Origin of the sequence: Nocardia sp. NPDC050718 (assembly GCF_040654235.1) — a bacterium.
Taxonomy (GTDB): Bacteria; Actinomycetota; Actinomycetes; order Mycobacteriales; family Mycobacteriaceae; genus Nocardia.
This window is the reverse complement of sequence record NZ_JBFAHQ010000001.1, coordinates 728,926-740,479: the sequence shown is the minus strand read 5'-3', so window position 1 is coordinate 740,479 and position 11,554 is coordinate 728,926. Positions and strand designations below refer to the sequence as shown.

At 69.2% G+C, this 11,554-nt stretch carries 11 protein-coding genes; 10 read left to right on the top strand and 1 reads right to left on the bottom strand.

Annotated features, from left to right (window positions below; translation table 11 throughout):
- The first annotated feature begins 19 nt into the window (after nucleotides 1-19).
- From AB0H54_RS03505 to AB0H54_RS03470, 8 genes are all read left to right on the top strand, one after another.
- Nucleotides 20-847, top strand: coding sequence for a TetR/AcrR family transcriptional regulator (locus AB0H54_RS03505; protein ID WP_355274109.1), 828 nt, complete (start codon nucleotides 20-22; stop codon nucleotides 845-847).
- A gap of 159 nt (nucleotides 848-1,006) precedes the next feature.
- A complete protein-coding gene (locus AB0H54_RS03500) occupies nucleotides 1,007-2,425 on the top strand; it encodes an AarF/UbiB family protein (protein WP_357342487.1) in 1,419 nt (472 codons plus the stop codon).
- On the top strand, nucleotides 2,422-3,681 hold the full coding sequence (locus tag AB0H54_RS03495; RefSeq protein ID WP_357342485.1) for a saccharopine dehydrogenase NADP-binding domain-containing protein: 1,260 nt from the start codon (nucleotides 2,422-2,424) through the stop codon (nucleotides 3,679-3,681). Before AB0H54_RS03500 ends, AB0H54_RS03495 begins: the two co-directional genes overlap by 4 nt.
- A complete protein-coding gene (locus tag AB0H54_RS03490; protein WP_357342484.1) occupies nucleotides 3,678-4,310 on the top strand; it encodes a class I SAM-dependent methyltransferase in 633 nt (210 codons plus the stop codon). Before AB0H54_RS03495 ends, AB0H54_RS03490 begins: the two co-directional genes overlap by 4 nt.
- 36 nt (nucleotides 4,311-4,346) lie before the next feature.
- A complete protein-coding gene (locus AB0H54_RS03485) occupies nucleotides 4,347-5,804 on the top strand; it encodes an alanine/glycine:cation symporter family protein (RefSeq protein WP_357342482.1) in 1,458 nt (485 codons plus the stop codon).
- Between the two features lie 15 nt (nucleotides 5,805-5,819).
- Entirely contained in the window at nucleotides 5,820-6,665 is an 846-nt protein-coding gene (locus tag AB0H54_RS03480; protein ID WP_357342481.1) for a polyphosphate kinase 2 family protein, read from the top strand.
- A 73-nt stretch (nucleotides 6,666-6,738) separates the two neighbouring features.
- Entirely contained in the window at nucleotides 6,739-7,491 is a 753-nt protein-coding gene (locus tag AB0H54_RS03475) for a thioredoxin domain-containing protein (RefSeq protein ID WP_357342479.1), read from the top strand.
- Entirely contained in the window at nucleotides 7,488-8,054 is a 567-nt protein-coding gene (locus AB0H54_RS03470) for a vitamin K epoxide reductase family protein (protein WP_357342478.1), read from the top strand. The genes AB0H54_RS03475 and AB0H54_RS03470 overlap by 4 nt, the downstream gene beginning before the upstream one ends.
- Here the strand turns inward: AB0H54_RS03470 and AB0H54_RS03465 are convergent.
- Entirely contained in the window at nucleotides 8,051-9,136 is a 1,086-nt protein-coding gene (locus AB0H54_RS03465) for a trypsin-like peptidase domain-containing protein (RefSeq protein ID WP_357342476.1), read from the bottom strand. The genes AB0H54_RS03470 and AB0H54_RS03465 overlap by 4 nt on opposite strands.
- Before the next feature lie 116 nt (nucleotides 9,137-9,252).
- Here AB0H54_RS03465 and AB0H54_RS03460 point away from each other — a divergent pair, with 116 nt between their 5' ends.
- Nucleotides 9,253-10,305, top strand: a complete 1,053-nt coding sequence (locus AB0H54_RS03460) for an NAD(P)-dependent alcohol dehydrogenase (RefSeq protein WP_357342474.1) — start codon at nucleotides 9,253-9,255, stop codon at nucleotides 10,303-10,305.
- Nucleotides 10,306-10,356: 51 nt separating this feature from the next.
- Nucleotides 10,357-11,547, top strand: coding sequence for an AI-2E family transporter (locus tag AB0H54_RS03455; RefSeq protein ID WP_357342472.1), 1,191 nt, complete (start codon nucleotides 10,357-10,359; stop codon nucleotides 11,545-11,547).
- The last annotated feature ends 7 nt before the right edge of the window (nucleotides 11,548-11,554 follow it).

Sequence of the window (11,554 nt, the reverse complement as noted above, 5' to 3'; positions counted from 1 at the left end):
TAGACCAGCGGTGTGGTAAATGCCGCAACCTCGGCCAAACGAGCGCTACCCCACACCGGCGCGCCTAAGCTGTAGAACCAGAGACGCCACATCGATTAAGGGGGCTGTTCTGTCCACCGAAGACCTTGTCGAGATCGGCGAGCAGACCGGTCGCGCCACCGTACGCGGCGGCGGTCCTGTCGACGGCCGCAAACGGCGGTGGCGGCAGCACAAGATCGACCGGCGCGAAGAGCTGGTCGACGGCACGCTCAACGCCATCCGCGCGCGCGGCAGCCAGGCGGGCATGGACGAGATCGCCACCGAGATCGGCGTGTCCAAGACCGTCCTGTACCGCTATTTCGCCGACAAGAACGACCTCGTGCACGCGACCATGCAGCGGTTCATCGAGACCACGCTGCTGCCCCGCGTCTACGGCGCGATCAACCTCGACGCCGACGAGTACCAGCTGGTGCGCGCCGCGATGACCGAGTACGTCGGCACCGTCGACGACGACCCCGAGGTCTACCGGTTCATCATGAGCAACTCCGCGGGCGACAAGTCCTCGCTGGCGGAGTTCGAGCGGCTCTTCGCCGAGGTGGTCACGGCCGTGCTCGTCGACCGGGCCGGCGCCAAGGGCGTGCGCACCGACGGCGCCATGCTGTGGTCGTATGTGCTGGTCGGCGGCATCCAGCTGGCCACGCACTGGTGGACGACCACCGAGAAGGCGATGCCGCGCCAGGACGTCATCGACTACCTGACGATGATGGCGTGGTCGGCGATCGAGGGTGTCGCCAAGGCGGGCGGGTCGCCCGAGTACTTCACCTCGCAGAGCCACGAACTGCCCGAGATCCCCGTTCAGCCCTCCTGACCGGGCGATCCTCGCGTTCGCCGGAGCCGGGCTCGACATCGCGGCTCGGTTCGTTACGCTGAACCGAGCGGGGCGCTGTGGCTTGCGTCACCGCGGGTGGTCGCGCGCGCTGTATGGGCGGTGACCGCCCTGCGCGTCGGCACCAACGGAGGTACCTCGATGGCGAAAAACGTGCCGACATCCCGGCTTGCTCGCGGGACGAAGCTGGGGGCAGTAGCGGCGAGCTCGGTGATCCGCTCGAAGAAGACCAGGCTGTCCATGCGCGGGCGGTCCGAGGCCGTGCGCGCCCGGATGGCCGAGGAGTCGATGATCCGCACCACCGAGCAGGTGGTCATGGTGCTGGGCACCATGAAGGGCGTGGCCATGAAACTCGGCCAGATGATGTCGGTGCTCGATCTGGACCTGGTGCCGCCGGATCATCGCGACCGGTTCCAGCAGCGGCTGGCCGTGCTGCGCAACGCCGCCCCGACCGTCTCGTTCGAGGCGATGCGCGCGGTCGTCGAGGAGGACTTCGGCCGCCCGCTGACCGAGGTGTTCGCCGAATTCGACCCCGAGCCGATCGCGGCCGCCTCGATCGGCCAGGTGTACCGGGCCACCCTGCACGACGGCCGGGCCGTCGCGGTGAAGATCCAGTACCCCGGCGTCGACGTCGCGGTGCGCGCCGACCTGAAGAACCTGACCATGTTCCGCCGGGTGCTGGCCTCGGCGATGCCGTGGATCACCCCGGCCGTGCTCGACGAGCTGAAGCTCAACATGGAGGCCGAACTCGACTACGTGGCCGAGGCCGTCACCCAGTCCGAGATCGCGCACCTGTACCGCGACCACCCGTTCATCGTCGTCCCCGACGCGGTGCGCGAGCTCACCACCACCCGCGTGCTGGTCAGCGAGTTCATCGAGGGCACCGGCTTCGAGGACATCCGGAATCTGCCCGCCGCCGAGCGCGATCGGGTCGGCGAGATCATCTACCGCTTCTACGTCGGCTCGCTGTTCACCTTCAACGAGTTCTGCGGCGACCCGCATCCGGGCAATGTGCTGCTGGCCCGCGACGGCCGGGTGGCCTTCCTCGACTTCGGGCTGTTCAACCGCATGGACCCCAAGCTCGTGCACTTCGAGATCCTGTGCCTGCGCGCCGCCGCCGAGGACCGCGCGGAAGATCTGCGGCAGTTGATGATCGACCGTGGCGTGATCGATTCGCCGGACGAGATCGGCGCCGAGGAGTGTCTCGAGTACGTGCTCGCCGCCTCCGAATGGTGCCTGGTCGACGAGGAACTGACCATCACCCCCGAGCTCGCCAGCGGCGCGTTCCTGCTGGCCGTCGACCCGAGGGCCAGCGAGTTCACCGGCATGAAGCAGCAGAACCTGCCGCCGGAGCACCTGTTCTCCCGCCGGGCCGACTTCCTCACCTTCGGCATGCTCGGCCAGCTCGACAGCACCAACAACTGGCACCTGATCGCCCGGGAATGGCTCTACGACGAGCCGCCGGTCACCGAACTCGGTCTGGCCCACCGCGATTGGCTCGCCACCCATCCGCCGAAACCGACGAAGAAGCCGCGCGCCCGCAAGGCGAGCACTCGATGAAAGGCGCCCCTGTGCCGCAGTCCCGCGAATTCGACCTGATCCTGTTCGGCGCGACAGGTTTCGTCGGCAAACTCACCGCCGAATACCTGCTCACCGCCGCCCCCGCCGACGCGCGGATCGCGCTGGCGGGCCGCTCGGCCGACAAACTCGCCGCCGTGCGCGCCGACCTCGGCCCCGCCGCGGCCGGGTGGGAACTGGTTCTCGCCGATTCGAACGATCCGGCCTCGCTCGCCGCGATGGCCGAGCGGACCAAGGTGGTGGTGACCACGGTCGGTCCGTACCTGCGCTACGGACTGCCGCTGCTGGGCGCGTGTGCCACCGCGGGCACCCACTACGCCGACCTCACCGGTGAGCCGCTGTTCATCCACGACGCCATCGAGCAGTTCGAGCAGGTCGCGGTGGACTCCGGCGCCAAGATCGTGAATTCCTGTGGCTACGACTCGATTCCGTCGGACCTGAGCGTCTACGAGCTCTACCGCGCCACCGTCGCCGACGACACCGGCGAACTGGAGGACACCACCCTGGTGGCCTACCTCAAGGGTGGGATGAGCGGCGGCACCATCGATTCCGGCCGCGCCATGATGGAGGACATCGCCGCCGATTCCGGCCGCGGCAAGATCCTGGCGCACCCGTACTCGCTGAGCCCCGATCGCTCGATGGAGCCCGATGTGGGCCGTCAGTCCGATCAGGCGCTGGCCCGCGCCGACAGCATCGATCCGAGCCTGGACGGCTGGGTCACCACGTTCATCATGGCCTCGCACAACACCAAGGTCGTGCGCCGCACCAACGGCCTGCTCGGCTGGGCCTACGGCAAGCAGTTCCGCTACCGCGAGGTGATGAACGCGGGCCGCTCGGCGGCGGCGCCGCTGGTGGCGGCGGGTATCGCGGGCGGCATCGTGGCGGGCATGGCCTCGGGCGCGGTGCTCTCGCGTGTCTCGTTCGGCCGCAAGCTGCTCGACCGGATCCTGCCCAAGCCGGGCACCGGCCCCAGCGAAAAGGCCCGCCTCAGTGGCTGGTTCACCATGAAGACCTTCGCCCGCACCAGCTCCGGCGCCAAGTACCAGGCCACCTTCTCCGGCACCGGCGACCCCGGCTACCAGGCCACCGCCGTGCTGCTCGGCCAGGCGGGCCTGAGCCTGGCCTTCGACGAACTCCCGCCGCGCGCGGGCATTCTCACCCCGGCCTCGGCCATGGGCGAAGCACTCACCGAGCGGCTGCGCGGCGCCGGCATGACCATCGAGGTCGCGCGGCAGTGAACCTCGCGCGCAAGACCATGAACGCGCCCGCGCTGGCCGCGGTCTACGAGCACGCGTGGCGACCAACGCTGTTCTACCTCGCCAGCGGCCGCACCACCGGCAGCGATCGGCGCGAGGCCGTCGACACGCTGCGGCTCGGCGGCGGCAAGAAGGTGCTCGACCTCGCCTGCGGCCCCGGCAATTTCACCCGGTACCTGAGCGAGTTCCTGTCCGGTGACGGCTTCGTCACCGGCCTGGACTACTCCGAGCCGATGCTGGCCAAGGCCGCCGCCGACAACGCCGGCCCCCGGGTCGGCTACGTCCGCGGTGACGCGCGGGTGCTGCCCTTCGCCGACGGAACCTTCGACGCCGTCTGCTGTTTCGGCGCCCTGTACCTGATCCCGGATCCGATCGCGGCCACCCGCGAGATGATCCGGGTGCTCGCGCCGGGCGGCCGGATCGCGATCACCACCAGCTACCGCGAGGACAACCTGTTCGGCCGGGCCAGCACCATGGCCGCGGGCCTGAGCGGGCTGCGGCTGTTCGACCGCGATACCTTCCCGCGCCTGTTCGCCGAGGCCGGATTGATCGAAATCGACCAGCGCGTGCACCGTTTCATGCAGTACGTCGACGCCACCCGGCCCGCCTGAGCCTGATCGGGGTTGCCCGGCGGTAGCCTTCGCCGCATGGACACGCTGAACTCGGTCGTCGTCGATGTCAACGACGTGTTCTGGAACTGGCTGCTGATCCCGCTGGTGATCGCGGCGGGGCTGTACTTCACCGTGCGCAGCGGTGTCGTGCAGTTGCGGATGCTGCCGGAGATGCTGCGGGTGGTCGCCGAGAAGGGGCAGCCCGCCGCCGACGGCAAGAAGTCGGTGTCGGCGTTCGGCGCGTTCAGCATCTCGGCGGCGGCGCGGGTCGGCACCGGCAATATCGCCGGCGTCGCCACCGCGATCAGTGTCGGCGGACCGGGCGCGGTGTTCTGGATGTGGGCGATGGCGACCCTCGGCGCCGCGTCGGCCTTCGTCGAATCCACGCTCGCCCAGCTGTACAAGCGGCCGGAGCACGAGCCGGGCACCTTCCGTGGCGGGCCCGCCTACTACATGGAGTACGGGCTGCGGCGGCGCTGGCAGGGCCTGATCTTCGCGGTCATCATCACGGTGACCTTCGGTTTCGTGTTCAACGCGGTGCAGTCCAACACCATCGTGGCGACGACCAGGGCCTCGCTGTCGGGCCTGGACGGCGACTGGTTCCCGTTCGCGGTCGGGCTCGCGCTGATCGCCCTGCTCGGCGTGGTGATCTTCGGCGGGGTGCGCCGGATCAGCCACATCACCGAGGTGCTGGTGCCGATCATGGCGATCGTGTACCTGCTGCTCGGCATCGCGGTGGTGGTGCTGAACATCGACGATCTGCCGCGGGTGATCGCCGATATCGTCGGCGGCGCGTTCGGGCTGCGCGAGGTGGTCGGCGGCGGGATCGGCGCCGCCATCGCGCAGGGCATCCGGCGCGGCATGTTCTCCAACGAGGCGGGCCTGGGCTCCTCGCCGAACGCGGCGGCCGCCGCCGACGTCTCGCATCCGGTGAAGCAGGGGCTGGTGCAGTCGCTCGGCGTCTACTTCGACACCCTGCTGATCTGCTCGATCACCGCGTTCATCATCCTGACCAGCGATCCCGACCTGTCCGAGCGGCGCAGCGCCGACCTCACCCAGAGCGCCCTGCAGCACAGCCTCGGCACCTGGGCCGGGCACGTGCTGACGGCGGTGGTATTCCTGCTCGCGTTCAGCTCGATGATCGGCAATTTCTACTACGGCCGGGCCAATATCGAGTTCATCACCGACCGGCCGCAGGTGCTCACCGCGTTCCGGGTGGCGGTGCTGGTGGCCGTGTTCGGCGGCGCGCTCGGCTCGGTGAGCCTGATCTGGAACCTGGCCGACGTGTTCATGGGCGTGATGGCGCTGGTCAATCTGGCCGCGATCATCCCGCTCGGCGTCGTCGCGTTCCGGCTGCTGGCCGACTACCGCGCGCAGCGGGCGGCGGGCGCCGACCCGGTGTACACGCACCGGCCCGAGATCGCCGACCCGGCCGGTGTGGCCTGCTGGCAGGCAACGATTGCGTCGAGCTTGCCGGTCGATCGCGCGCAGTAGTGGTAGGCATGGGAAATGGCGAAACACTGGGCCGAACCCGTCACCACCGCGCTGCGGGCCGACGGCCAGCGGATCATCGACCTCGACACCTCGGCGACGCCGGGCTTCACCGGTGACAAGGCCCGCGGCAAAGAGCTGCTGACCGAGCGCGCCGCCGTCCTCTCGGACCTGCAGGAGAAGCTGTTCGCGCACGGCCGCACCGGCGGCAAGCACAGCGTGCTGCTGGTCCTGCAGGGCATGGACACCGCGGGCAAGGGCGGCATCGTGCGCCACGTGATCGGCTCGGTCGACCCGCAGGGCGTCGACCACGCGTCCTTCGGGGTGCCGACCGAAGAGGAGAAGCAGCACGACTTCCTCTGGCGCATCCGCAAGCGCCTGCCCGCGCACGGCCAGATCGGCGTGTTCGACCGCTCGCACTACGAGGACGTGCTGGTCGTGCGCGTGCACGACCTGGTGCCGCAGTCCGAATGGGAGCAGCGCTACGGCCTGATCAACGCCTTCGAACACGAGGTCGCCGACGCCGGGACCACCATCGTGAAGGTGGCCATGTTCGTCTCGCTCGAGGAGCAGAAGCGCAGGCTGCGCGAGCGGCTGGAGCGCCCCGACAAGTACTGGAAGTTCAACCCCGCCGACATCACCGAACGCGGCTACTGGCCCGAGTACCAGAAGGCTTACCAGGCGGTGCTGGAACGCACCAACACCGATCACGCGCCGTGGTACGTGCTGCCCGCCGACCACAAGTGGTACGCGCGCCTCGCGGTGACCGAATTGCTGATCGACGCGCTCAACGGCCTGAAACTGGATTGGCCGCCCGCCGATTTCGATGTCGCCGAGCAGCTGCGCAGGCTCGACGAGTCCTGATCGGATCGTTGAAGAAACTCTCAGGTTCGGCCCGCATGATGTCCCCGGTGGGGAGACCACGAACGAAAGGCGTGTGACGACGGTGAGCACGGGCAAGCAGAATCCGCTGGCGGCGGCCGAAGCAGCCGACAGGAAGCGCAAGATCGCGATCCAGGTCGGCGTCGCCGCCGTCCTGGTGGCTCTGGTGGCGGCGATCGGCATCGGCATCGCCGTCAAGAAGTCCGACTCCGACAGCAGCACCACGTCGGCGGCCCAGCTGCCCGCGACCGGCGGGTCGGTGACCGAGTCCGGCGCGGTGCGCATCGGCAACCCGGACGCCAAGGTGAAGGTTCGCGTCGTGGCCGACCTCCAGTGCCCGGCCTGCAAGCAGTTCGAGGCCGCCAACGGCGAGGCGCTGGCGCAGGCCGCGGCCGACGGCACCGCCGTGATCGACTACCAGATCATCTCGTTCCTCGATCGCGCGTCCACCACGCAGTACTCCTCGCGCGCGGCCAACGCCTCGTTCTGCGTGGCGAAGTCGGACGCGAGCAAATACCAGAACTGGCTGCAGACCATGTTCGCCAAGCAGCCCGCCGAGGGCACCGCCGGGCTGAGCAACGAGCAGCTGATCCAGATCGCGACCGAGGTGGGCTACACCGATCCCGCGGTGGCCACCTGCATCAACGACAAGCCGTACAACGACTACATCACCCAGGTCACCCAGGAGACCCTGAACAGCGGCGTGCAGTCGACGCCGTCGGTGTTCGTCAACGGGCAGCTCATCCAGTCCGACGCCCTCTTCACCGAGAACGGCATGGCGTCCGTGATCGCCGACGCGGCCAAGTGATCACCGCCCCCGCCCGCTCGGCGTGGCTGCTGCTGATCGCCGGGCTGGCGGGGTGGCTGGCCTCGTTCACACTGACCGTCGAACGCTTCAAGCTGTTCGTCGACCCGAACTACGTCACCTCGTGCAGCATCAATTCGGTGCTCTCGTGCGGGTCGATCATGAAGACCGACCAGGCCGCGGTCTTCGGTTTCCCCAACCCGCTGTTCGGCATCGTCGGTTTCTCGGTGGTGGTGACCCTCGGCGTCCTCGCCGTGGTCGGCGTCGGCTTCCCCCGCTGGATCTGGGGCGGCCTCTGGCTCGGCACCGTCCTCGGCGTCGCCGCCATCTGCTGGCTCGTCTTCCAGAGCCTCTACCGCATCAACGCCCTGTGCCCGTACTGCATGGTCGTCTGGGCGGTCACCCCCCTCCTGTTCGCCGTCACCACCCAGGAAACCTGGGGCCGCTCCCGCGGCATCATGGCCATCCTCGCCGAATGGCGCTGGACCCTCGTCGTCGTCTTCTACGCCGTCGTCCTCCTCCTCGTCTTCCTGAAGTTCCAGGACTACTGGCTGAGCCTGGTCTAGTTCGGGGTGCCTTCGGCGAGGACTACGTCGATGGTGCGGGTGGTGCCGTCGGGGGCGATGATGTCGAGGCGGATGCGGTCGGCGGGTTTGCGGGTGTTGATCGCGGAGCTGAGGGCTCGGGCGGTGGTGATGGGGCGGCCGTCCAGGGCGGTGATGATGTCGCCGGTGGTGATGCCTGCGGCGCGGGCGGGTTGGCCGTAGAAGGCCCAGTTGACCTGGGCGCCCGCGGGTTTCGCGTCGACGACCTGGACGCCGAGGGTGGCGGTGGGGCCGATGTGGACGGTCTCGGTGGGGGTGCCGGAGCGGATCTGGGCGACCACCCGCATGGCGGTGTCGATCGGGACCGCGTAGCCGTTGGCCTGCTTCGGTGGCTCGCCGTCCGGGCGCTCGCCGGAGGCCGCGGTGATCACGCCGACGACCGCGCCCGAACTGTCGGCCAGCGCGCCGCCGGACTGCCCGCCGACGACGGGCGCGGCGACCTGCACCATCCCGCGCAGCGACTTGCGGGTCAGGTCGGCGGAGTTCATCGCGACGATGCTCGCGTCCAGGTCGGTGATCGGCCCGGCGACCGAGGTGGGTGCGCCGCCGTCGCCGCCCGCGTCACCGATGGCCAGCACGTCCTGGCGGATCCGCAGCTCGGCCGACGACCCGAGCCGGGCGGTCGGCAGGCCGGACGCCCCGGTCAGCGACAACAGCGCGATATCGGCGGTCGAGTCGTACCCGAGCACGGTGGCCGCGTAGACCAGCCCGTTCCCGATGTCGGTCACCGAGACCTCCTCGGCGCCTTTGATCACGTGATGGCTGGTCAGGATCTGCCCGTCGGGGGTGAGCACGATCCCCGAGCCTGCGGCGGCGGTCCCGAACAGCGTGGCGTCGACGGAGATATTCACCAGCACGGGCTGCACCTGGGCCGCGACCAGCGCCGGGTCCAGCGGAACCTGCGGCGGCGCCTGCACGACCGCGACATAGTCCTCCGCGTGCGGCTTCCACGGAAGTACCAGGTCACCGCGGTATCCCAGAAACGCGCACACGCCGATCAGCGCGACGACCAGCGTCGCGAACACCCGTCCGACAGCGTGCACGCGCCCGTCCTCTCTCGCGAGCCGACACTTCCATTGTGACCCGGATACACAGTCATCCGGTATCGATCCGGCCGCGCCTGTTGGCAAACGACGCATGCGGCGGTAGGCATGACTCCATGAGTACCGCAGCCGCCTACGCCATCCCCGCCCCCGACGGGTCCTTCGAGAAGGTCACGATCGAGCGCCGTGAACTCGGCCCCGACGACGTCCTGATCGACATCAAGTACGCGGGTATCTGCCATTCCGACATCCACACCGCCCGCGACGAGTGGGGCGGCAGCAAATACCCGTGCGTGCCCGGCCACGAGATCGCCGGCATCGTCGCGGCCACCGGCTCCGCCGTGCGCAAGTACCAGGTGGGCGACCGGGTCGGCGTCGGCTGCCTGGTGAACTCCTGCGGCAAGTGCGTGCCGTGTCTGGCCGGCGAGGAGCAGTACTGCACCAACGGCGCCACCTGGACCTACAACACCCCGGTCCCGGAGTCCGTGCAGCCCGGTGGGTACACGATGGGCGGATACGCGACCCAGATCGTGGTCGGCGAGAGCTTCGTCGTCGCCATTCCCGAGGGCATCGGCCTCGACGTCGCCGCGCCGCTGCTGTGCGCGGGCATCACCCTGTACTCGCCGCTGCGGCACTGGAACGCCGGGCCGGGCAAGAAGGTCGCGATCATCGGCATGGGCGGGCTCGGGCACGTCGGGGTGAAGATCGCGGCGGCGCTCGGTGCCGAGGTGACGGTGCTGAGCCAGTCGCTGCGCAAGCGCGACGACGGCCTGCGGATGGGCGCGCACCACTACTACGCCACCAGCGACCGGGAGACCTTCCGCCAGCTGCGCGGCTCGTTCGACCTGATCATCAACACCGTCTCGGCGAATCTGCCGATCGACCACTACCTGCGCCTGCTCGCGCTCGACGGCACCCTGGTGATCCTGGGCCTGCCCGATCAGCCGATGAGCGTCACCGGTCGCAACCTGGCCGCGTTCCGCCGATCGCTGGCCGGCTCGATGATCGGCGGTGTCGCGCAGACCCAGGAGATGCTGAACTTCTGCGCCGCGCACGGCATCGGCGCGGAGATCGAGCTGATCTCGGCCGACGAGATCGATTCCGCCTACGAGCGCGTCGTCGCCAGCGACGTGCAGTACCGCTTCGTCATCGATACCGCGACCATCTGAGCCCCGCGCGCCAGCGCGCGGAAATCGGCGCGTCCTCGGTACCGTGACGTGGTGGCCGACGACGATTCGACTTCTGGTCCCGCCGCACCGGCGACCGGCCCCGCGCTGCCCGCGTTCTGGACGGTCCGCACGCCGCCGCGCTGGCTGCCGCGGTCGCTGCTCTACGCCGCGCTCGCCGTCGCCGGGCTGATCGCGGCGTTCTGGATCCTCGGCAAACTGCAGGGCCTGCTGACCGTGCTGCTGGTCTCGCTGTTCCTGGCGTTCGCGATCGAACCCGCGGTGAATTGGCTTGCCGCCCGCGGTGTTCGGCGCGGCGCGGGCACCGGCGCGGTGTTCGGGGTGCTGCTGCTGGTGATCGTCGCGTTCGTGTGGACGCTGGGCGCGCTGCTGATCAGCCAGGTGACGATGCTGGTCGCCAACGCGCCCGGCTATGTGCAGGACGTGGTCGACTGGATCAACAAGACCTTCGACCAGGACCTCTCCGGCGACGACCTGACCAAGTACGCCTCGGAGTGGAGCTCGACGATCGAGGGCTACCTGGTCGGGCTGGCCGGAAACGTCTGGGGCATCGGCACCGTCGCGATCGGCGCGATCTTCCAGCTGCTCGGCGTCTTGCTGTTCACCTTCTACTTCGCCGCCGACGGCCCGCGCTTCCGCACCTGGGTGTGCTCGCTGCTGCCGCCCAAGCAGCAGAAGCACGTGCTGCGGGCGTGGGACATCGCGGTCGAGAAGACCGGTGGCTACATCTATTCGCGCGCGCTGCTGGCGCTGTGTTCGGCGATCGCCCACTATGTCGCGCTGCGGGTGCTCGATGTGCCGTCGGCGTTCGCGCTCGCGCTGTGGGTCGGCGTGGTCTCGCAGTTCATCCCGACCGTGGGCACCTATCTGGCCGGCGCGCTGCCGGTGCTGGTCGCGCTGGTGCACGATCCGATCAGCGCGCTGTGGATCCTGCTGTTCATCGTCGGCTACCAGCAGTTCGAGAACTACGTGCTGCAGCCACGGATCACCGCGACCACCCTGGACATGCATCCGGCGGTGGCCTTCGGCGCGGTGATCGCGGGCGCGGCGCTGCTCGGGCCGACGGGCGCGCTGCTGGCCATCCCGGTGACCGCGACGATGCAGGGTTTCGCTGGCGCCTATGTGCGGCGCTACGAGGTCGCCGAGGACGCCGAGACCCCGGCGCCGCCGAAGAAGAAGCGCAAGTCCAAGCAGCCGGAGCCCACCGACCAGGCCGAGGAGTAGGCCGGTC